At 62.9% G+C, this 19,901-nt stretch carries 24 protein-coding genes and 1 pseudogene; 15 read left to right on the forward strand and 10 right to left on the reverse strand.

The window, feature by feature from the left end:
• The first annotated feature begins 28 nt into the window (after nucleotides 1–28).
• The 3 genes from AF337_RS20700 (at nucleotide 29) to AF337_RS20710 (ending at nucleotide 2,297) form a co-directional block, all read left to right on the forward strand.
• The gene (locus AF337_RS20700; protein ID WP_049733564.1) at nucleotides 29–646 is read left to right on the forward strand and encodes a TetR/AcrR family transcriptional regulator; all 618 of its coding nucleotides are present in this window, start codon (nucleotides 29–31) and stop codon (nucleotides 644–646) included.
• A gap of 104 nt (nucleotides 647–750) precedes the next feature.
• Nucleotides 751–1,959, forward strand: a complete 1,209-nt coding sequence (locus tag AF337_RS20705; RefSeq protein WP_049733565.1) for an MFS transporter — start codon at nucleotides 751–753, stop codon at nucleotides 1,957–1,959.
• Nucleotides 1,960–2,066: 107 nt separating this feature from the next.
• Nucleotides 2,067–2,297: a DUF6429 family protein gene (locus tag AF337_RS20710; protein ID WP_049733566.1), complete on the forward strand. Its 231-nt coding sequence runs from the start codon at nucleotides 2,067–2,069 to the stop codon at nucleotides 2,295–2,297.
• A gap of 17 nt (nucleotides 2,298–2,314) precedes the next feature.
• Here the strand turns inward: AF337_RS20710 and AF337_RS20715 are convergent, their stop codons facing one another.
• Nucleotides 2,315–2,731, reverse strand: a complete 417-nt coding sequence (locus AF337_RS20715) for a winged helix-turn-helix transcriptional regulator (protein ID WP_003593493.1) — start codon at nucleotides 2,729–2,731, stop codon at nucleotides 2,315–2,317.
• Nucleotides 2,732–2,865: 134 nt separating this feature from the next.
• On the opposite strand from AF337_RS20715, the gene AF337_RS20720 reads away from it, so the two are divergent.
• A complete protein-coding gene (locus AF337_RS20720) occupies nucleotides 2,866–3,759 on the forward strand; it encodes an SDR family oxidoreductase (protein ID WP_049733567.1) in 894 nt (297 codons plus the stop codon).
• A gap of 266 nt (nucleotides 3,760–4,025) precedes the next feature.
• Here the strand turns inward: AF337_RS20720 and AF337_RS20725 are convergent, their stop codons facing one another.
• Nucleotides 4,026–4,778, reverse strand: coding sequence for a pyridoxine 5'-phosphate synthase (locus AF337_RS20725; RefSeq protein ID WP_049733568.1), 753 nt, complete (start codon nucleotides 4,776–4,778; stop codon nucleotides 4,026–4,028).
• A gap of 444 nt (nucleotides 4,779–5,222) precedes the next feature.
• Here AF337_RS20725 and AF337_RS20730 point away from each other — a divergent pair, with 444 nt between their 5' ends.
• Entirely contained in the window at nucleotides 5,223–5,915 is a 693-nt protein-coding gene (locus AF337_RS20730; protein ID WP_049733569.1) for a MerR family transcriptional regulator, read from the forward strand.
• A 65-nt stretch (nucleotides 5,916–5,980) separates the two neighbouring features.
• On the opposite strand, the gene AF337_RS20735 is transcribed toward AF337_RS20730, so the two are convergent.
• Nucleotides 5,981–7,108, reverse strand: coding sequence for an ATP-dependent DNA helicase (locus AF337_RS20735; RefSeq protein WP_049733570.1), 1,128 nt, complete (start codon nucleotides 7,106–7,108; stop codon nucleotides 5,981–5,983).
• A 71-nt stretch (nucleotides 7,109–7,179) separates the two neighbouring features.
• Nucleotides 7,180–8,106, reverse strand: a complete 927-nt coding sequence (locus AF337_RS20740; RefSeq protein WP_049733571.1) for a LysR family transcriptional regulator — start codon at nucleotides 8,104–8,106, stop codon at nucleotides 7,180–7,182.
• Between the two features lie 131 nt (nucleotides 8,107–8,237).
• Between AF337_RS20740 and AF337_RS20745 the strand changes: the two genes are divergently transcribed.
• From AF337_RS20745 to AF337_RS20760, 4 genes and pseudogenes are all read left to right on the forward strand, one after another.
• Entirely contained in the window at nucleotides 8,238–8,717 is a 480-nt protein-coding gene (locus tag AF337_RS20745) for a carboxymuconolactone decarboxylase family protein (RefSeq protein ID WP_049733572.1), read from the forward strand.
• Nucleotides 8,718–8,785: 68 nt separating this feature from the next.
• Nucleotides 8,786–9,399: pseudogene (locus tag AF337_RS20750) on the forward strand (SDR family oxidoreductase).
• 61 nt (nucleotides 9,400–9,460) lie between these two features.
• Nucleotides 9,461–9,877 carry a cupin domain-containing protein gene (locus tag AF337_RS20755; protein WP_049733573.1) on the forward strand — a complete coding sequence of 139 codons (417 nt, stop codon included), beginning with the start codon at nucleotides 9,461–9,463 and terminating at the stop codon, nucleotides 9,875–9,877.
• 96 nt (nucleotides 9,878–9,973) lie between these two features.
• Nucleotides 9,974–11,455 carry a mechanosensitive ion channel family protein gene (locus AF337_RS20760; RefSeq protein ID WP_049733574.1) on the forward strand — a complete coding sequence of 494 codons (1,482 nt, stop codon included), beginning with the start codon at nucleotides 9,974–9,976 and terminating at the stop codon, nucleotides 11,453–11,455.
• Nucleotides 11,456–11,467: 12 nt separating this feature from the next.
• On the opposite strand, the gene AF337_RS20765 is transcribed toward AF337_RS20760, so the two are convergent.
• Nucleotides 11,468–11,956, reverse strand: a complete 489-nt coding sequence (locus AF337_RS20765) for an RrF2 family transcriptional regulator (protein ID WP_049733575.1) — start codon at nucleotides 11,954–11,956, stop codon at nucleotides 11,468–11,470.
• Between the two features lie 238 nt (nucleotides 11,957–12,194).
• Here AF337_RS20765 and AF337_RS20770 point away from each other — a divergent pair, with 238 nt between their 5' ends.
• The 3 genes from AF337_RS20770 to AF337_RS20780 are packed head-to-tail and all read left to right on the forward strand — an operon-like array spanning nucleotide 12,195 to nucleotide 13,891.
• Nucleotides 12,195–12,575: a COG4315 family predicted lipoprotein gene (locus tag AF337_RS20770; protein WP_049733576.1), complete on the forward strand. Its 381-nt coding sequence runs from the start codon at nucleotides 12,195–12,197 to the stop codon at nucleotides 12,573–12,575.
• A gap of 21 nt (nucleotides 12,576–12,596) precedes the next feature.
• Nucleotides 12,597–13,112 (forward strand): RNA polymerase sigma factor, encoded by a 516-nt coding sequence (locus AF337_RS20775; RefSeq protein WP_049733577.1) that lies wholly within the window; start codon nucleotides 12,597–12,599, stop codon nucleotides 13,110–13,112.
• Nucleotides 13,109–13,891: an anti-sigma factor family protein gene (locus AF337_RS20780; RefSeq protein WP_049733578.1), complete on the forward strand. Its 783-nt coding sequence runs from the start codon at nucleotides 13,109–13,111 to the stop codon at nucleotides 13,889–13,891. The genes AF337_RS20775 and AF337_RS20780 overlap by 4 nt, the downstream gene beginning before the upstream one ends.
• A gap of 3 nt (nucleotides 13,892–13,894) precedes the next feature.
• Here the strand turns inward: AF337_RS20780 and AF337_RS20785 are convergent, their stop codons facing one another.
• The 3 genes from AF337_RS20785 to nthA are packed head-to-tail and all read right to left on the reverse strand — an operon-like array spanning nucleotide 13,895 to nucleotide 15,550.
• Nucleotides 13,895–14,266 carry a nitrile hydratase accessory protein gene (locus AF337_RS20785; protein WP_049733579.1) on the reverse strand — a complete coding sequence of 124 codons (372 nt, stop codon included), beginning with the start codon at nucleotides 14,264–14,266 and terminating at the stop codon, nucleotides 13,895–13,897.
• A complete protein-coding gene (gene nthB / locus AF337_RS20790) occupies nucleotides 14,253–14,912 on the reverse strand; it encodes a nitrile hydratase subunit beta (RefSeq protein WP_049733580.1) in 660 nt (219 codons plus the stop codon). The genes AF337_RS20785 and nthB overlap by 14 nt, the downstream gene beginning before the upstream one ends.
• A complete protein-coding gene (gene nthA, locus AF337_RS20795; protein ID WP_049733581.1) occupies nucleotides 14,909–15,550 on the reverse strand; it encodes a nitrile hydratase subunit alpha in 642 nt (213 codons plus the stop codon). Before nthA ends, nthB begins: the two co-directional genes overlap by 4 nt.
• Before the next feature lie 370 nt (nucleotides 15,551–15,920).
• Between nthA and AF337_RS20800 the strand changes: the two genes are divergently transcribed.
• Both AF337_RS20800 and AF337_RS20805 read left to right on the forward strand, forming a co-directional pair.
• Entirely contained in the window at nucleotides 15,921–17,192 is a 1,272-nt protein-coding gene (locus AF337_RS20800; RefSeq protein WP_049733582.1) for an SDR family oxidoreductase, read from the forward strand.
• Nucleotides 17,192–17,668, forward strand: coding sequence for a DUF2269 family protein (locus AF337_RS20805; protein ID WP_049733583.1), 477 nt, complete (start codon nucleotides 17,192–17,194; stop codon nucleotides 17,666–17,668). Before AF337_RS20800 ends, AF337_RS20805 begins: the two co-directional genes overlap by 1 nt.
• Here AF337_RS20805 and AF337_RS20810 read toward each other — a convergent pair.
• Nucleotides 17,660–18,253 (reverse strand): LysE family translocator, encoded by a 594-nt coding sequence (locus AF337_RS20810; RefSeq protein WP_049733584.1) that lies wholly within the window; start codon nucleotides 18,251–18,253, stop codon nucleotides 17,660–17,662. The two genes, AF337_RS20805 and AF337_RS20810, sit on opposite strands and share 9 nt — an antisense overlap.
• A 150-nt stretch (nucleotides 18,254–18,403) precedes the next feature.
• Between AF337_RS20810 and AF337_RS20815 the strand changes: the two genes are divergently transcribed.
• Complete coding sequence (locus AF337_RS20815) at nucleotides 18,404–19,252, forward strand: aldo/keto reductase (protein ID WP_049733585.1); 849 nt, start codon at nucleotides 18,404–18,406, stop codon at nucleotides 19,250–19,252.
• Nucleotides 19,253–19,288: 36 nt separating this feature from the next.
• Here the strand turns inward: AF337_RS20815 and ilvN are convergent, their stop codons facing one another.
• Nucleotides 19,289–19,861 carry an acetolactate synthase small subunit gene (ilvN, locus tag AF337_RS20820; RefSeq protein WP_003593459.1) on the reverse strand — a complete coding sequence of 191 codons (573 nt, stop codon included), beginning with the start codon at nucleotides 19,859–19,861 and terminating at the stop codon, nucleotides 19,289–19,291.
• Nucleotides 19,862–19,901 lie beyond the last annotated feature (40 nt).

Genomic DNA, 19,901 nt, shown 5'->3' on the forward strand with positions numbered 1-19,901 from the left:
GAAACGATCATTTCCTAATTAGGCGGACATGAACACAACGACACTCCAGGAGAAGACCCGCAGTCGCGGACGCCCGCGGGAATTCGATGCGGAGGCGGCACTCGATGCGGCGCTGCGCGTCTTTTCCGAGCGCGGCTATCATGCCGCCTCGATCAGCGAACTCACCGAGGCCATGGGGCTTGCCGCCGGCAGCGTCTACAAGGCCTTCGGCGACAAGCGCGGCATCTTCCTCGCCGCCTTCGACCGCTACCGCGCCGTGCGCCGCGGCATGCTCGGAGCCGAACTCGATCGTGTCGAAACCGGCCGCGACAAGCTGCGTGCACTCGTCATCTTCTTTGCCGGCTCCTCGCACGGGCAGATCGGCAGGCAGGGCTGCCTCGTCGTCGGCAGCGCCGGCGATCTCGCCCTCTTCGACGAAGAGGCGGCCGAGCGCGTCGCCGCCGCCTTTGCGACCGACGAGACGCTTCTCGCCGACCTTATCCGCCTCGGCCAGGCCGACGGCTCGATTTCGGCGGATCTCGATATATCGGCGACTGCACTTGCTCTCCTCTGCCTTACCAAGGGCATGCGCGTCATCGGCAAGACAGAGCGCAGCGGCGAAGAAATGGCCGCCGCTGCCGAAGCCGCGATGAAGCTGGTCACCTGACATTTCCCCCAGGGGAATGCCGGCATTCCCCTGGGCGCCCGGAAACGGGTGGCCGCCGGCAGACCGATTTGGGATCAATCCTTTCCATCATACCGGAGTTTCCGATGAGCATTTCAGCCACCGCGCCTGATAAGGCCATTCCACGGGCGCTCTCCCCTTGGCTCACCTTTCTTTTCGCCGCCGCCTGCGGGCTGGTGGCCGCCAATCTCTATTACGGCCAGCCGCTTGCCGGGCCGATCAGCGCCGAGCTCGGCTTCACGCCGGCCGCAACCGGCCTGATCGTCACGCTGACGCAGATCGGCTACGGCCTCGGCCTGCTGCTGATCGTGCCGCTCGGCGACCTCACGGAGAACCGCCGGCTGGTGCTGCTGCTGGTTGCCGTCTCCGCTGTTGCGCTGATCGGCGCGGCGCTGTCTTCGACACCGACGGCTTTCCTCGCGGCCTCGCTCTGCATCGGCCTGTCATCGGTCGCCGTTCAGGTTCTGGTTCCCTTCGCCGCCAACATGGCGCCCGATGCGACGCGCGGACAGGTCGTCGGCAATGTCATGAGCGGCCTGCTCTGCGGCATCATGCTGGCGCGCCCCTTCGCCAGCTTCGTCGCCGAGGCCTCTTCCTGGCATGTGGTCTATTACGTCACCGCAGCGCTGATGATCGTGCTCGCCGTCGTCTTGCGCGCCAACCTGCCGGTCCGCCGGCCGAAGACGAAGCTGCGCTACGGCGAGCTGCTCGCTTCCATGGGCCACCTGGCGCTGACCTCGCGCGTGCTGCAGCGCCGCGCGCTTTACCAAGCCGGCATGTTCGGTGCCTTCAGCCTGTTCTGGACGACGACGCCCTTGCTGCTCGCGAGCCCGGCCTTCGGCCTGACGCAGAACGGCATCGCCCTCTTTGCGCTCGCCGGTGCAGCAGGCGCCGTCGCCTCGCCGATCGCCGGCCGGCTCGCCGATCACGGCATGACCAAGATCGCCTCGACGATCGCCATGCTGCTCGGCATGGCCTCCTTCCTGATCAGCCATTTCGCCGCCGATGGATCGCTCACCGCCCTGATCCTTCTGACCGCGGCGGCGATCACGCTCGATTTCGGCGTGACCACCAATCTCGTCTGCGGCCAGCGCGCCATCTATGGGCTGAACCCGGAACATCGCAGCCGGCTGAACGGCCTCTTCATGGCGACCTTCTTTGCCGGCGGCGCCCTCGGCTCGGCGCTCGGCGGCTGGGCCTATGCGACCGGCGGCTGGACGATGACGGCCTGGATCGGCTTCGCCTTCCCGGCGCTCGCCTTCCTGCTGTTCCTGACGGAAGGGCGCAGCAAGTAGGAAAGTCGCGCGCGTAGTCCTGAAAATCGGAGTCGATTTCGGGACTATGCGCGGGTTAAAATAAGAGAACCGCAGGATTTTCTGGTTGTGACAGGGATGCTTCCGGCATGGAAATGGATGAAGAAAAGATCGACGATGCCGTTCTCGCTTTGCTCTGGCTGACACTGCATGACGGCGATCGCGCCTGGAAAGGTTTCGACTGGGACGTCATGGATCGTTTGTACAAGAAGGGTTTTATCGCCAATCCGGCGGGCAAGGCCAAGTCGGTCGTTCTGAGCGACGAAGGGTTGCAGCGCTCGGAGGAACTGTTTCGCGCGCTGTTTACCCGCGCGAAGTGATAGAGGCTCTCACCATCCTAGCTGTCGGCTGAATCGAAACGCGAGCGGGCGGCGCGAACGGCATCGTGGTTCGCTTCCGCCCAGTTCAACAGCTGCGACAGCGGCAGGTAGAGCGAGCGGCCGAGTTCGGTCATCGAATATTCGACGCTCGGCGGCTTGGTCGGGAAGACCTCGCGGGCGATATAACCGTCCCTCTGCAAATCACGCAGCGTCTGCGTCAGCATGCGTTGGGAAATGTCGGGAAGCATCCGCCGCAGCTCGCCGAAGCGACGGGGCTCGGCCGCCAGCACTTCGAGCAGCAGCGTCGACCATTTGCCGCCGATCTGCTGCATCATGTCCCTGACCGGGCAATTGGAAAAATCGAGGCCGGCAAGATCGATCTCGCGCCGCGCCCCCGGCATCCTGTTCTTCAGACTGACGACCGCGCCGCTCATGAGCTGGTTCCCTTTTGGTAACGTAGAGCCGAAAAACTGCCTCCTTTACACCACCAAGTCAATTCCTATTCTAGCGCTGCTCTCTTTTTGAGACCACCAATCAACACAGAAGGCCAACGCAGAAGGAACTATCCATGAGCGAAACAATCCTGGTCACCGGCGCTGCCGGCCAGCTCGGCCAGCGTGTCATCCATCACCTGATCGAGACCTACAAGGTCGCCCCAGGCAACATCGTCGCGGCAACGCGCAGCCCCGAAAAGCTCGCCGATCTCGCAAGCGAGGGCGTCGTCACCCGTAAGGCCGATTTCGATGACGCGGCCGGCCTGGAGAAGGCTTTCGCCGGGGTCGACCGCCTGCTGATCATCAGCACCGATGCGCTCGACACCCCCGGCAAGCGTCTTGCCCAGCACCAGGCGGCCGTCGCCGCCGCCGTCAAGGCAGGCGTCAAGCACATCGCCTATACCTCGATGCCATCGCCGGACGATTCGCTCGTCACCTTCGCGCCGGATCACCTCGGCAGCGAAAACGCCATCAAGGCGAGCGGCATCGCTCACACGATCATCCGCGACGCCTGGTATCACGACAACTACATGCATAGCATGCCGCACAACCTGCAGGGCGGCAAATGGTACAGCGCCACGGGCGTCGGCAAGGTCTCGACGATCTCGCGTGACGACTGCGCCCTGGCGATCGCCGCAGCCCTTGCCTCCGGCACATCGGAAAGCGCCACCTACACGCTGACCGGTGCGGCGTCTCTCAACAACCGCCAGATCGCCGCCATTATCTCGGACGTCGCCGGCAAGCCGCTCGAGGTCGTCGACGTCAATGACGAACAGCTCGGCCAGGGCATGCGCGGCGCCGGCCTCCCCGGCTTCGTCGCCGACATGCTGGTCTCCGCCGACGCCAACATCCGCGCCGGCAAGTTCGACATCGTCACGGGGGATTTCACCAAGCTGACGGGCAAACAGCCACAATCGCTGAAGGAGTTCTTTGTCGAGCAGAAGGCTGCTTTGGATAGCGGTCACTGAGGGCAGTGGCTTGCGAGGCCCTCTTTCCGCTTCTGCGGAGAGAGGGTTTCATTGTAAGCGGAATTGGAGCGAGGCGTTGCTACGCACCCCTTCTCCCCAGCGGGGAGAAGATGCCGGCAGGCAGATGAGGGGGTGAGCGACGACAGGAGCGAATGCGCTGAGCGCCAGCGAAGGGCAATGACTAGTGTGCCGTGCGGCCCCCTCATCCGACCCTTCGGGCCACCTTCTCCCCGCTGGGGAGAAGAGGGGAACAGCATCGACTATTCTTAAACCGCCTGCCCGCACGCCCGGCAGAACCGCCGCACCGTCTCGGCCATGCCATACTCAAGCGCATCGGCTGTCAGCCCATGGCCGATCGAAACCTCGGCAAGCGCTGGAATGCGCTTCACCAGATCAGGCAGGTTTGCGACCGTCAGGTCGTGCCCGGCATTGACGGCGAGGCCGATCGCCAGCGCCGCATCCGCTGTCCGGCCGAGTGCTTCGAGGATCGGGGCCGCCCGTTCCGGCGCGTCGTAGCAGCCGCCATAGGGGCCGGTATAAAGTTCGATCCGGTCGGCGCCGACGGCCTTGGCGATCTCGACGGCTTCAGCATCCCCGTCTCCGTCGGCAAACAGCGAGACCCGGCATCCCATCGTCTTCAGCCGCGCGACGGCATCGGCCAGAAACGCCCGATGTTTGCGGAAATCCCAGCCGTGGTCCGAGGTCGCCTGCGCGGGATCGTCGGGCACCAACGTCACCTGCTCCGGTGCTGCTCCGGCGCAGAGGTCAAAAAACTCCTCAGTCGGATAACCTTCGATATTGAACTCGGCCTCGGGGAATTCGTCGTCGATCAGGTTGCGGATGATGGGCAGGTCGGAAAAGCGGATGTGCCGTTGGTCGGGGCGCGGATGCACCGTCAGGCCGCTGGCGCCGGCGGCAAGCGCTATTCGCCCGAGCGCTTCGACGCTCGGCCATGGCAGGTCGCGCCGGTTGCGCAGCATGGCGATCGCGTTGAGGTTCACGGAGAGCTTTGCGGGCATGGCTGATATCCATCGGTGCTGAAACAGAGGCCCTGCTTTTAAGCCAAGTGCCCTGAGATGACCAACGAGATTCGCAAATGGATGCGATGTCGATCGTTGATGAACATTGCTGTCGGCGGGGCATTACCCCTCCCCGCGTACCGTAAATAGTAATTCCCGTCACCCGTGAAGACGGTCGACCCACGCTGCAATGCAGCGCATGTTTTGCTGCAGCACACCCAGAAATCCGGTCGTTACGTTGCTATCCCATTTAAAAGAGATTACTTTTAGCACTTATAAAAAAGATCGTTCACGCATAACGTGGACATTGTATCGCGTAAACGTACGCCGCGTACTGCTTCTTTTCCCAATGACAAGAACGCCCAGAGGAAAACCCCACTCGCCGCGCCTGGGAAGCAACTGGCAAATCCGCATGAGGTGCAACACTATGCCCTAGGAGGGTTCATGCCAGACGGTTCCAAACGCCTGTTTGCTGCCGCCGGTATCGCTTCGGAGGCCCGGTCGAAATACCGGTTTCTGCCTTCGGCCGCGCTGCCGCCGGATCTACCGGACGGTCCGGTGCCGATCGCCGATATGGCCAATGCATTCGGCGTTACGCACAGGACCCTGCATTTCTACGAAGAAAAGGGATTGATTTCTGCCAATCGCATCGGCCTGATGCGGGTCTACGGCCAGGACGACGTGATGCGCATGGCAGTCATCACCGTCTGCCGCGAGACCGGCATGCCGATCGCCGTCATCCAGGAATTGATGGACGAGCTTCGCAAGGCCGATTCGCAGGAAAAAGCCGAGGCGATGTTCCGCGAGGCGCTGCAGGTGCGCAAGCGCGAGCTGACGGCCGAGATGTCGACGCTGCACCGCCAACTCCAGCAGGTGGGCGACCTCCTGGATTACGACGACAATATCGAAGAGCCGCCACTCAACGACAACCAGGACAGTGCAAGCCTGACCCAGCAGGAGCGGCGTTGCCTGGAACTGATGGCGGAGGGCTATTCCACTCAGCGAATCGCCCGGGCGCTCGACCTGAAGCATGATGAGACCAGGGATCTCGAAGCCGGAATCATCCTGAAATTCCGTGCCAACAACCGCTTCCAGGCGATCGCCAAAGCCGTCCTGCTCGGCATCGTGCAGGCATAGTCCGATACGTGCCCCGACGGCCGCCACCGTCGTCTCCCGCCCCAGATCGCGAGGCGCGATCGAGGTCAGCGCACGATCGTCAGCGTCTCCGCCGCGCGTGTGATCGCGGTATAAAGCCAGCGTTCCCGCGTATCGCGAAAGGCCCAGCTCTCGTCGAAGAGCACAACGTCGTTCCATTGCGAGCCCTGCGCCTTGTGAACGGTCAGGGCATAGCCATAGTCGAACTCGTCGTAGCGCTTGCGGGTGTTCCAGGGGATCTCGCCTTCGACATCCTCGAAGGCCTGTTTCAGGAGCTTGATCTTGGCAGCCCCCCGATCCATGTCGTCGTCTTCGGGCCGGACCAGCAGATTGATGCCGGGTTTGGTCGTTTCCTTGGACGAGGTCATCACCTGCCAGAGCGAGCCGTTGAGCAGGCCTTTGGCGGGATCATTGCGGAGGCAAACGAGTTTGTCGCCGGTCTGCGGATATTCGGCATTGAAGCCTTTCAGCTCGCGCAGACGCTGATTGTAGCGGCGCCGCGTCCTGTTGGTGCCGACCAGCACCTGGTCGGCATCGAGCACCAGTTGCTGCGTTACCTCGTTCTTCGAGATCACCTTGGCGGTGCCGTAGTCGCCATACATGATCTCGTTGCCCTCGCGCACCTGCATGGCGAGCTTGATGATCGGATTGTCGCGCGCCTGCCGGTGGATATCGGTGAGCAGGTAATCCGGATCCTGATTGGTGAAGTAACCGCCACCACTGACGGGCGGCAGCTGGCCGGGATCGCCGAGCACCAGGATCGGCGTGCCGAAGCTCATCAGATCCTTGCCGAGCGCCTCGTCCACCATCGAGCATTCGTCGACGATGATCAGCGCCGCCTTGGCGACCGGGCTTTGCCGGTTGATCGAAAACATCGGCGCGATCGAGGTCTTGCCAGTTTCCTCGTCCTCCACCGCCTCCTCGCCGCGCGGACGATAGATCAGCGAATGGATCGTTTTGGCGTTGGAGGCGCCGCGCGAACGCAGCACTTGCGCCGCCTTGCCGGTGAAGGCGGCAAACAGCACGTCGCCGTCGACATTCTCGGCGAAATGCTTGGCAAGCGTCGTCTTCCCCGTTCCGGCATAGCCGAACAGGCGAAAGAGCGGCGAGCGCCCTTCATTCAGCCATTTCGAAACAGCCTTGAGGGCTTCGTCTTGTTGCGGCGCAAATTGCATGATCGCAGGACTTGGCAGGATTCGCGCGCGTTAGGCAAGGCGGAAAACCGCAAATCGCTTGGGCCGGACGATCATCCGTTCCACTGCCGGTCCATGCCGCTCGCGCACATCGACGGGTCCTGCCCGATAGCGTCGGTCAAAAAATCCAGAACCGTCCTGACGCGCAGCGGCATGTTGCGCCGCGAGGGGTAGACGACGGTGATCGGCAGGCGGCTCGGCTGAAAATCCTCCATCACGGGGATCAGCCGGCCGGCGGCGATGTCTGGCACGGCGATAATGTGAGAAAGCACCGCCAGGCCCGCGCCGGCAATGGCTGCCCTGTGAATGGCGACGGCACTGCAGGCGGTCAGCCGCGGCGAGATCCGAACCGAAATGTCTTCCGAGCCGTTGGAGAACGACCATGTCGCGACATCGCCGGCCCTGTTGTAGCACAGGCATTCATGGTCCTTGATATCCCGGGGCGTGCGCGGGGCGGCCTTGCGCGCGAGATAGGCGGGAGACGCGACGAGGAAGGCCGTCGTCCAGCCGATCCGGCGACAGACGAGGCTGCTGTCGGCGACCGAGCCGAGACGCACTTCGAGGTCGAGGCGCTCCTCGATCATATCGGAGCTTTGTTCCCTGAAGAGCAGCTCGACGGACAGTTTCGGATGGGCGGCGAGAAAATCGCCGAGCCGCTCGCTGAGATAGAGGCCGAGCGGTGCCGGAACACTGAGCCTAACCTTCCCTGAAGCCATCGCGCCCTCAGAGCTGGTCGCATCACCGAGCTCCTCCACCGCTTCGAGAATCCCTAGAGCCATCGGCAGCATGCGTTCCCCCTCCGCCGTCAGCGACAGGCCGCTCGTGGTGCGGTGCAGGAGGCGCGTATTGAAATGGCCCTCGAGGGCTGCGACCTGCCGCGAGACCGCCGGCTGCGTCACGTCGAGATCGTGTGCAGCCGCCGAAAACGAGCCCGTCTCCACGACGCGCTGGAAGCTCCGCAATGCCGAAACGATATCCATCCCCGCCCCCTCATACTTTTGCGCATAGGCTTTATGCCGGAAGACTAGGCTGCAATGGCTTTACAGTCCAGCAATTAAGGATATCTTTTATCCATAAGGATATCAAATATCCTTAATTGAGGAGAAATGAGATGAGCCAGCGATTGAACTACGCCCAGCAGTCCCCCGAGCTTTTCAAGAAGTTCATGGAATTCAGCATGGCATTGCGCAGCAGCGTGATCGACGAGAAGCTCCAGGCCCTGATCGAAATCCGCGCTTCGCAGATCAACGGATGCGGCTTTTGTCTGGATATGCATGTGAAGCAGGCAAAGATCCACGGCGAGACCGAACTGCGGCTCCATCACATCGCCATCTGGCGGGAATCGAACCTCTTCGTTCCCCGCGAGCGCGCCGCCCTTGCCTGGACCGAAGCCCTGACGAAACTTCCCGAAGGCGGCATTCCCGACGAGATCTATGAACGGGTGCGCGGCCAGCTTTCCGAAAAGGAAATCTCCGACCTGACCTTCGTCGTCATGGCGATCAATGCCTGGAACCGCGTCAATGTCGGCTTCAAGACCGTCCCCGGTTCGGCCGACAAGGCCTACGGCCTCGACAAGGCTGGCCTGAACTAACCCTCACAATTCATTGAGAAGATTCACCTTTGACGCCGCCGCATCCCGGCGGCGAACGGAGATCTGTTATGAAAATCGTTGTCATCGGCGGAACCGGCCTCATCGGTTCGAAGACTGTCGAACGCCTGCGCCAGAAGGGGCATGACGTGATTGCCGCCTCGCCGAACTCCGGCGTCAATACGATCACGGGAGAAGGGCTGGCAGAGGCGCTCGAGGCTGCGGAAATCGTGCTCGACCTTGCCAATTCGCCGTCCTTCGAAGACAAGGCCGTGCTCGAATTCTTCGAGACCTCGGGGCGCAATCTTCTCGCCGCCGAGAAAATTGCCGGCGTGAAGCATCATGTCGCGCTCTCCGTCGTCGGCACCGAGCGGCTGCAGGAAAGCGGTTACTTCCGTGGCAAGCTCGCCCAGGAAAAGCGGATCAAGGCGTCGGGCATTCCCTACACCATCGTGCATTCGACGCAGTTCATGGAATTCCTTGGCGGTATCGCCCAGTCGGGTACGGTCGGCCAGACAGTCCGCCTGTCAAGGCCATGAACGATCCACGCAAAGTCGAGGCCGATCCGGAAGCGAAATATTTCGGCGTCCGGCTCAACGACCAGTCGCCCGTTTCCGACGACAAGCCGCGGCTGGGTTCGATCACCTTCGAACAATGGTTCGCGAAATCCGCCCAGCCCAAGTGATTTGCCCCGGGGACGCGGCCACTGGGACGCGTCCTGCCACCCAGCAAAGATGGAGATACCCATGATCAGAACATCGATCCTCGCCGCCGCCCTTATCTGCCTGGCAGCCACCGGCGCCGGCGCCCACGACAGCAGCAAATCTGCCAAGGTCACCCTCGTCTATGAACACGAGCTTCCGAACGTGCCGGGCAAGGACATCAAGGGCGTGCTGGTCGAATATGCTCCCGGCGGCTTCTCCGAGGGCCACACCCATCCCGACTCGGCCTTCATCTACGCCACTGTGCTCGAAGGCGACATCCGCAGCCAGGTCAATGACGGCCCGGTCAAAGTCTATCATGCCGGCGAGAGTTTCTCGGAAATGCCGGGCGACCGCCACGGGGTCAGCGCCAACGGCAGCCAAACGAAGCCCGCCCGCCTGCTCGCTGTGTTCGTGGTCGACACCAACCAGAAAGAGCTGACCTATCCCCTCAAGAAGTAAGGGGCCGCCAAACTCGTCCGCGCAGGGCCAATGCTTGCGCGGGCGGCAGACATGCTCAATCATGTATCGCCCGCCGCCCCTCCCGGAGACAGAGAGATGATCTACGACGCACTCTTCGGCAAGCCTCTGATATCCCTGATAACAGTCGGCTTCGCCGGTATCGTCGTCTGGTATTTCCTCTCCAGCCAGCGGCCGACGACCCGGCTGGTGGTGCAGATCCTCTTCTTCGGCGTGATGACGCTGATCCTCGTCCACAGCGGCATCGAACCCCACCGCTTTCAGGGATATGGCTCGGAAGACCCGCAGGCTCTTCTCGTCATCGTCGCGAAAACGCTCTGGTGGATTCACCTGGCATGGGCCGTCATCGGTTTCATCAGGCTGTATCTCGTTCTGGAAGGCAGTCCCCGAGAAGCCCGCCTGCTGCAGGATCTCGTCATCGGCGTCGTCTATATCGGCATGGCGCTGTCGGTTCTGGCCTTCGTCTTCGGGGTGCCGATCGGCACCCTCGTTGCGACCTCGGGTGTGGTCGCCATCATTCTCGGCCTTGCACTGCAGAATACGCTCGCCGACGTCTTCTCCGGCATCGCGCTGACACTCGGCCGGCCCTATGTCATCGGCGACTGGATCCTTTTGAGCGACGGCACGGAAGGCCGCGTCATCGAAAGCAACTGGCGCGCGACGCATATCCTGACCAGCGCCAACAACATCGTCGTTCTGCCGAACAGTTTTCTGGCCAAGCTCGGACTGACGAATATCAGCCGGCCGGACGAGAGCCATCTGCTGGTCCTCACCATCCGCATCGCCCCGACGCGGATGCCGGCATCGGTTCGCCACGTCATGACAACGGCGCTTGCAAGCTGCAATTCCATCGTGCGCGAACCGCCGCCGGTCGTTGCGTTGAAGGGGCTGGACGCGACAGCGCTGGAGGTCGAACTGCAGTTCCGGGTGAAGAGCCCAAGCCAGCGCGTGCTGGCGCGAAACGAGGTGCTCGATCTCGTCTATCGCCACTGCAAATCGGCCGGCCTGCTTCTCGCCGTTCCGGCGGCGGCCTCGGTCCTGACGGGCGATCTGCCGACCGAAGAGAGCGCACGACCGCCGCGCGTGACGCCGCTCGAACTGATCGAGGCCATTCCGGTCTTTGCGACGCTGACTTCAGATGAAAAGCAAAAACTCGCCGAGACCACCACCGTGCGTGAATTCCGCAAGGGCGACGTGATCGTGCAGGAGGGCGAAATGCTGCCGTCTCTGATGATGCTGCGGGCCGGTATTATCGCGGCGCGGCAGGGAGATGGGGAGCGCGGGCGGCTCGCGCCCGGTGATTTTTTCGGAGAGACCGGACTGCTCGCCGGCATGCAGGAAGTCTGCACCCTGGAGGCTCTAACCCCCGTGACCGTCTATGAAATCGATCAGCAGGCCTTCGCGCCGCTGCTGAACGAGCGTCCGGCGCTGGCGGAAGAAATCGCCGAAGATCTCGCCAGCCGCGCGGAGCGCTTTCGCAACGGCGCCGCCCTGCCCGCGGAACCCGCCCACAGCGCGCACGCCATTCTGAAAACCATCAGGACCATCTTCAGGGCATAGAATCTTTCCTGGTCAGCCGGTGCGCTTGAGCACCCATTGGAATGTGCTCCGCCAGATATCGGCCGGCACTTCCTCGGACAGAGTATCGACGAGATCGGAGAGCCGGACGGCTCTCAACGTATTCCGCCAGGCCTCGTCAGCTTCCCACATGACGCGCGCGACCGCGCATGGCTTGCTGTCGCAATAGCCGGCCGGCCGGCAGGGGTTGTTGTCACGGATGTTCGTGCAGGTGAAGCTGCGCGCCTTGCCCTCGACCGCCTCGACGATATCGAGGAAATTGATCTCGGACGAGGGTCTGGCAAGCCTGTAGCCGCCGCTCGGGCCGAGCGTGGTATCGACCAGCAATGCCTGCGAAAGGCTCTGCAGCGCCTTGGAAAGATATTCCTTCGGCAGGCCATGAAGCTCGGCGAGCGCCTTGGTGGAGAGATACCTGCCTTCGGGCAGGCCCGCGAGAATGGCGCAGCAATGGAGCGCCCACTCGACCTGGCTTTTCAGGATCATTCAGCAACTCGCGTAATACTGGTTCTGCGAACGGAATTAAGGATATACACTATCCGCAAATAGGCGTGATGTAAATGACCGCGCAAACCGGCCTTCGCCCCTGCCCGCGGAATGTCGGCACGGGCTCCGGCACGCCTCCTGCCATAAAACTTTCCATGCGTCGGGAATAAAACCGCCGCGTCTCGTGTCTCATCTCAGGTATCGCGAAATTGCGTGCCCAATCTCAAGGAGAGACATCATGACATCCGCGAAATTCCTGTCCGTCTTGGCCGCCGCCGCCCTCGCCGCGACCGCTGCTTTCGCAGCCGCTCCTGTCAAGGAAGTCGAATCCGCCAAGGGCAAGGTTCTTGCCGGCGAAAACGGCATGACCCTCTACACCTTCAAAAAGGACGCCAAGGGCGTTTCCAACTGCAACGACGACTGCGCCAAGAACTGGCCGCCGCTGATGGCCGCTTCCGATGCCAAGGCCGATGGTGCATATTCGATCATCGATCGTAAGGATGGCACGAAGCAATGGGCCAAGGACGGCATGCCGCTCTATTACTGGGTCAAGGACAAGAAGGCGGGCGACATCACCGGCGACGGCGTCGGCGGCAACTGGGACCTTGCCAAGCCCTGATTTCATGACAAGAGAGCTGGCGTGAAGACACCCGCACCTGAAAGTTTCGAGGGCCAGATCCTGGCCCTCCTCCCCTCGCTCAGGCGCTATTCGCGCAGCCTGACGCGCTCGGATGCCGATGGCGAGGATCTGCTCCAGGATTGCGTCGAGAAGGTACTGGCGCGCCGCGGCCAATGGCGCGGCCTCAATCTGCGCGGCTGGGTCCTGACCATCATGACCAATCTCTACCGCAACGGCCGGCGCGGCAAGGCACGCGACGGCCTGGTCGAACTCGACGCCGCCGAGGATATCGCCGCCCCCGAACCGCCGGCCGATCCGCTGGCGCGTGCCCGGCTCGACGATGCGCTGAACAGTCTTTCGCAGGAGCACCGCGCCGTGCTGATGCTCGTGGTCATCGAGGGATACACCTACGGCGAAGTCGCCGCCGCGCTCGATATCCCCATCGGCACCGTCATGTCCCGGCTGTCGCGTGCCCGCCAGCGCGTTGCCGAGCGGCTGAAAGCCGACAACGTCATTACGCTTCGGAGACCGAAATGAACGAGACCAACCCGATCGTCACCGAAGCCGATCTCCACGCCTATGCCGACGGCCAGTTGCCGGAAACCGCGCGTGCCCGCGTCGAAGCTTATCTTGCCGACAATCCCGACGAGGCGGCGCTGGTCGCCGAATGGCAGGCGCAGAATAGCGGTATCCGGTCGCTGTTTTCAGGATATGAGCAGGCGAAGGACACCGACATCCTGCTCCTATCACCCCCCCGCACCGTTTCATCGGCGTGGAGACGCCTGACGGTCGCCGCCGCGGCCCTCGTCGTCTTCGCGCTCGGCGCCGTCAGCGGCCACTACGGCCCGGCACTGCTGGAAAGGCCGGAACTGCAGCTTGCCGGTTCCGAAACCCTGCCGAAGCAGGCTGAGACCGCGTTCATGGTCTATGCCGCCGAGGTTCGCCACCCGGTCGAGGTCTTCGCCGACGAGGAAGCCCATCTCGCCACCTGGCTCGGCAAGCGCCTCGCCATCCAGAACCTGAAGATCCCGAACCTGCAGCCGCTCGGCTTCAAGCTGGTCGGCGGCCGCCTGCTGCCGGTCGATGACAGGCCGGGCGCCATGTTCATGTACGAGAACCAGGCCGGCGAGCGCCTGACAGTCATCGTCGGCCGCAACACGGAAAACCGCACGACGAGTTTCCGCTTCGCCTCATCGGGCAATCTCGAGACCTTCTACTGGATCGACGGCGAACTCGGTTATGCCGTCACCGGCGAAATCACGCGTGAAACTCTGCGTAGTGTGGCCGAGGAATGCTACAGGCAGTTTCCATCGTGAAGGTCAGCGCTTTGGATCGTTGGCGAGTTCGATCGGCTGCCCGTGCGGCGTGGCTTCCGCGGCCCGCTGCCAGCTCTGCTGCAGGTCGAGGATGACAGATGCATCCGCTATGCCGCGGCTGACGAGCAGTTCGGAAAGAGCCGCCACCCAGCCGTCGAAATAATCGCTGCCATCTTCGGCACGACCGGGCTTATGCAACTCCTTAGACAGGGCTTCGGCCCATTCGCCCCAGGCGAACAGCCCCCTCTCATGCAGATGCACCGTCATGGCGAAAGCGTCCGCCGCCCAAGGCTCGGGAAAAACCGGTCCGCCCTCCGGCGACCTCGGCAAGCCTGGCAACTGCGCCAGCTGAGACGGCGTCTCACAAATGCTCAAGATAACTCTCCCACGCATCGATGGAGACCGTCAGCGACGGATCCGCTCCCTCGCCCCAGATCGCGCCGCCGTCGAAAACGACGGTATAGAGCCATTGTGGATTTTCGCCTCGGCCATGCGCATTGTCGTCGGGGAAGACGAAAGCCCCTTGCACAGCCTCGACGACGCCTGTCTTGGCGCGCGCATAACGCGGCAGCCGTGTATGGGTGGCCGGATTGAAATTCTTCGTCCTTACCGTCTCGCCGACCGCAAAGCGCGGGGCGGTTTCCACATGACGATCGCAAGGCCCGCCTTTCGCCAGCGCGCTCGGGACCATCTCCGCCTTCAGCACCCGCTTCGGCACCGTGCCTGCCTGCAGCTTTCGCCCGGAGAGCAGCTCCTCGCGCGTGGCAAAGCCGTGTCGTGCGAGCAGCGTCTCGACGCCGCGGATCCAGATCTCATAATAGCTGGCAGCGAGATAATCGGCCGGCGGAATGTTTTCGCGGGCATGCCGGCTTTCATCGATCGTCCAGGCGCCGAAAGCGCCGCAGGAAAGCGTGATGCCGAGCGCCCGCTTTTCCCATTCGGCATGGAAATAGGGCTCGTCCTTCTCGGGCGCAACAGGCCCGAAGCCCATCTGCCCGCCGAGATCGTGCGGTCCGTTCATGGCAGAGCCTCCGGGCTGCCGGCGACCGCCGTGCCGATCATCGCATCGCGGCTGACGAGACCGGCAAGTGCGGCTTCGTCCATTCCGTCCGTGCCTTCCGGCCGCTCGGGGATGACGAGATAACGCAGCTCCGCCGTCGAATCCCAGACACGGATCTTTTTCTCCTCCGGTAGCGTCAGCCCGAATTCGGCAAGCACGCCGCGCGGATCGATGACGGCGCGCGAGCGATAGGCCGGCGCCTTGTACCAGACCGGCGGTAGCCCGAGCACCGACCAGGGATAACAGGAGCAGAGCGTGCAGACGATGAGATTATGGGTCTCGGCCGTATTGAAGACGGCGCGCATATGCTCGCCCTGCCGGCCGGTATAACCGAGACTGGCGATCGCCGCCGTCGCATCGCGCCTCAGCCAGTCGGCGAAATCAGGATCGCTCCAGGCTTTCGCGACGACATGCGCGCCATTCCTCGGCCCCACCTTCGTCTCATAGGTCTCGACAATCGCATCGATCGCATCAGGGTCGATGAGCCCCTTCTCCGTCAGCAGCGTTTCCAGCGCTTTGACGCGGGCTTGCATGTCGGAATAGTGGTTGTCGTGGTGGTGCCCGTGACTGTGGTGATGGTCGTGGTCGTCGTCGTGCATAGCAATATCCTCTCGGAACGCGGATAGGCGCCCCACTTACTCTCGCGCGGCCGAAGGATGGGTAAGGTCAGCCCCTTGCACCCTCTTCTCCCCAGCGGGGAGAAGGTGGCCCGCAGGGTCGGATGAGGGGGCCACACGGCAATCCCTTCATGATTGCCCTTCGCTTGCGCTCAGTGCATTCGCAGCTTCGCCGCTCACCCCCTCATCTGCCTGCCGGCATCTTCTCCCCGATGGGGAGAAGGGGAGATGAGGCGAGGCCTCGCTCTCCCTCAAACATCCTTCGTGGAAATATTCACCGCTCTTTCTACCACACACCACAACCCCGCCAAGCCCTTCTATGCGCCCTGATCTTTTCGGTTAATCTCCCGCCATGAACATTCTGATTCTCGGCGCAACCGGCTTCATTGGCTCCGTTGTCGCGGCCCGGCTCGTCGCCGATGGGCATGCCGTGACCGGGCTTGGCCGCAATCCCACGCGTGCCCGCCTGAAACAGCCGGCGATCAACTGGCGCCGTGCCGATCTCTCCCGCATAACGAAGCCTGAGGACTGGGACGAGATCCTCAAAGACCAGCATGCCGTCGTCAATTGCGCCGGCGCGCTGCAGGACGGCCTGTCGGACGATCTGGCCGCCACGCAAGCCGAGGCGATGTTGGCGCTCTACACCGCGGCGAAACGCTCCCGTCCGCTGATCGTCCAGATATCGGCAAGGACGGCGGGTGCTGCGGGCGACCTGCCCTTCCTGGTTACCAAGCGGCGAGCCGACAAGGCGTTGGCGGCAAGCGGCCTGCCTTGCCTCATCCTGCGCCCTGCCCTCGTTCTCGGCCGCAATGCCCATGGCGGTTCGTCTCTGCTTCGGGCGCTTGCCGCCCTCCCCCTGGCGCTGCCGCTCGTCTATGCCGAAAGCCAGATCGAAACGCTGTCGGTGGACGATGTGGCGGAAGCCGTATCGCGGGCGGTCGCAGGCGGCCTCCGGGGTGATATCGATCTTGCCGCCGACGAGGTTCTGACGCTCGCCGATCTCGTCAGCCTTCACCGGCAATGGCTTGGCCTGCCGCCCGCCCGCGTCTTTTCCCTTGCTCCATGGCTTGCGAAGCCCGTGACGTGGCTTGCCGATATAGCAGGGCTGCTCGGTTGGCGTTCGCCACTGCGCTCGACGGCGATGACTGTGATGTCGGAGGGCATCCGAAGCGCGAAAGGAGAAAGCGGCATCGTCGCGACATCGGCGGCGGCAATGCTCTCGGCCAATCCCTCCGGCGTGCAGGATCTCTGGTTCGCCCGGCTCTATCTCCTGAAACCGCTCGTCATATCAGGCCTCTCCGCCTTCTGGCTGCTCTCCGGCCTGATCCCGCTGCTGGCGCTGGAAAAGACATCCGCCCACTTCCTGCCGTTCATGCCCGAAGCGGCGGCAACGGCGCTGACGCTTGCGACTTGTCTGATCGACGCCGCACTCGGCGCTGCCGTGCTTGTGCGTCCACTCGCCAGACGCGCCCTTCTCGGGATGCTCGCCGTCTCCTTCGCCTATCTCACCGGCGCCAGCCTGCTCGAACCGACGCTTTGGCTCGATCCGCTTGGGCCCCTCGTCAAGGTGCTGCCGTCGATCCTGCTGACGCTGACGGCGCTTGCCATCCTGGATGAACGCTGATGCTCGAGGAATGGCTGCTGCTTGCCCATGTCATCGGCGCGACCGTGCTCTTCGGCACCGGTGCCGGCATCGCCTTCTTCATGGCGATGGCGCATCGCACGCGCGATCCCGTCCTGATCGCCCATGTCGCCGGAACCGTCGTCGTTGCCGATACGATCTTCACGGCGACGGCCGCCATTTTCCAGCCCGTGACAGGCTATCTCCTTGCCCGCTCGATCGGCTGGGACCTGTCGGAGGGCTGGATCGCGCTGTCGCTGCTGCTTTACGTCGTCACCGGCCTGTTCTGGCTGCCGGTCGTCTGGATCCAGATCCGGCTGCGCGATCTCGCCCGCGCCGCCGCAGCATCGGGAGGCGCCCTGCCGCCCGCCTATTTCAGCCTCTACCGCGTCTGGTTCGCTTTCGGCTTTCCGGCCTTCTCAGCCGTCATCGGCATTTTCTGGCTGATGCTGACAAAACCGTCGATCGCCTTATTTTAGCATGGGCCAGAGGCTCGCCACCAGAAGCACCGCCATGCTGATATTGAACCATTTCAGCCGCACCGGATCAGAAAGCCATTCCCTGAGCGCCGAGCCGAAGCCTGCCCAGGTCGAAACACTCGGCACATTGACCGCCGCAAAGGCGAGGCCGACGAGAAGCACGCTGACGAGATAGAGCTCGGGATTGGTATAGGTCGCCATCGCGGTGACTGCCATCACCCAGGCTTTCGGATTGACCCACTGGAAGGCCGCCGCCGAAAAGAAGGACATCGGCTCGACGGCGCTCTTGCCTTCGCTGATCGACCGCGACGAGGCGATTTTCCAGGCGATCCAGACGAGATAGGCGCCACCGGCTAATTTCAACGCCGTATAGACGGCCGGCATCGTATGCAGCACCGCGCCGAGCCCGAGGCCGACGCCGATGAGCAGCGAGAAGAACCCGACACCGATGCCGAACATATGCGGGATCGTCCTGCGGAAGCCGAAATTCACGCCCGAAGCGAAGAGCATCATATTGTTCGGCCCCGGCGTGATCGACGTCGTGAAGGCAAAGAGAACGAGGGCGAAAAGCGTATCCAGCGGCATGCGACCTCCCGAGACCGGCTTTTCCCGCAGGCCTTTTATTTAGGTCAGCATAACTGTCCAAAACCACCCATGCCATTGCATCATTGTCATGGTGACAGGATTACTTGAAAGATGGAGACACGGCCCAATCTTTTGCGGAGGAAGAAAAACATGCAGGACGACCCTATCCCCTCCGTCAAATTCCCGAACGGCACGGAAGTGCCGGCGCTCGGCCAGGGAACGTGGGCCATGGGCGAGGATGCCGGCCATGCAAAGATGGAGATTGAAAGCCTCAAGGCGGGCATCGATCTCGGCATGACGCTGATCGACACCGCCGAAATGTACGGCGACGGTGGCGCCGAGGAGATCGTCGGCCAGGCGATCAGCGGACGGCGCGACGAGGTCTTCATCGTCAGCAAGGTCTATCCCTGGAATGCCAGCCTGGAAGGCACGATCGAAGCCTGCGAGCGCAGTCTCGAACGGCTCCGCACCAACCGCATCGATCTCTATCTCCTGCACTGGCGCGGCAACTATCCCCTTGCCGAGACCGTCGCCGCCTTCGAAATGCTGAAAGCCTCAAGCAAGATCGGCGCCTGGGGCGTCTCCAACTTCGATACCGACGACATGGAGGAGCTGCTCAGGGTTCCCGACGGCGCCAACGTCGCGGCCAACCAGGTGCTCTACAATCTCTCCCGCCGCGGCATCGAATATGATCTCCTGCCCTGGTGCCAGAACCGCGGCATTCCCGTCATGGCCTATTCACCGATCGAGCAGGGACATATCCTGCACCATCCCGAACTGATCCGCATCGCCAAGGCTTATCAGGCAACACCCGCCCAGCTGGCGCTGGCCTTCCTGCTCGAACGCGACGGCGTCATCGTCATCCCGAAAACGTCGAATGCCGAACGCGCGGCTGAGAATCGCGACTGCGTTTCGCTTGAGATCACCGATGAGGACTGGCAGGCACTCGACGCCGCCTTCCCGCCGCCGGCAAAGAAAAAGCCGCTGGAGATGCTTTGATCTCCAGCGGCTTTCGGCACTACTGCAGTGCCGGACTTACATCCCCTGCGCGCCGCGGTTCATCGCCGCGATGCCAGTGCGGCAGACCTCGATGAGGCCGAGCGGTTTCATGATCGCCACGAACTGGTCGATCTTCGAGGACTTGCCGGTGATCTCCAGAATGAAGTGATCGATCGTCGCATCCACCACCTTGGCATGGAAGGCATCGGCAAGGCGCAGCGTCTCGGCGCGCATCTCGCCCTCGCCGACCACCTTGACCAACGCCACCTCGCGCTCTATCGGCCGCTCCTGGCCGAGCTCGCGGGCGCGCACCGTCAGATCGACGACGCGGTGCACCGGCACGATCCGCTCGAGCTGCGCCTTGATCTGCTCCAGCACGTGCGGTGTGCCGCGCGTGACGATGGTGATGCGGGAAAGATGCGCCTGATGCTCGGTCTCGGAGACCGTCAGGCTCTCGATATTGTAGCCGCGGCCGGAAAACAGGCCGATGACCCGGGCAAGAACGCCCGGCTCGTTGTCGACAAGAATGGAAAGCGTGTGGCTTTCGATGGCCGCCGTTTCCGGCGAGATGAAGTAGGCGGAGCCCGTGGGCTGTAGATGTGCGTTCATGGTCTTGAGTTTCCTCTTCCCTGTCGCATAACCCGGAAAA

The sequence above is a fragment of the Rhizobium ecuadorense genome, assembly GCF_001187535.1.
In the GTDB taxonomy this organism is placed as follows: domain Bacteria; phylum Pseudomonadota; class Alphaproteobacteria; order Rhizobiales; family Rhizobiaceae; genus Rhizobium; species Rhizobium ecuadorense.